Origin of the sequence: Marinifilum sp. D737 (assembly GCF_026672275.1) — a bacterium.
GTDB lineage: Bacteria > Bacteroidota > Bacteroidia > Bacteroidales > Marinifilaceae > Marinifilum.
The window spans coordinates 1-539 of the sequence record NZ_JANQCD010000101.1; the positions used below are offsets into that span (position 1 = coordinate 1).

The 539-nt window shown below is 38.0% G+C and carries 1 pseudogene; it reads right to left on the reverse strand.

The window, feature by feature from the left end:
• Positions 1–479, reverse strand: a pseudogene (locus NQ163_RS20610) (dipeptide epimerase); the annotation flags it as partial.
• Positions 480–539 lie beyond the last annotated feature (60 nt).

Here is a 539-nt window from a genome sequence, read left to right on the forward strand (position 1 = left end):
CCCCAAATCTTAAACCAAGGTTTATCCAATATCTTTCCAACCAGATCGTGCAAAGCGATATCCACAGAAGCTTTAGCTGCGCAATTACCTTCTGCAACTCCATCAACATATGACAGAATCTCATTCAAACGAAATGGGTCGGTAAATTGATCAAGTTTTAAATTACTTAAAAACTTTGTAGCTGTCTTATGAGATTCACCCAGGTAAGGAGGCATTGAAGCTTCACCATAGCCAACAAATCCTCCCCATTCGATCTTCACCAACATTACTGGTGTAGTAGTTCTGGAAAATGATGCGATAGTAAATACATGCTTTAACTGTAAGTCATATGGCTCGAAGCTTAATTTTAAACCAGAACCGGTATAATTGGATTTAGCTCCTTCCTTTCCAGTATTACATGCACCAAACAAAGGAAGCAAACATGCTCCTCCTGCAAGCAATCCACCACTACCTATAAATTTCCTTCTATCTAACTTCATTTCTATTTAAATCTTAATACCAGGGATGTTCTGAAACTTTTACAATTCCTTCTTCCCCTA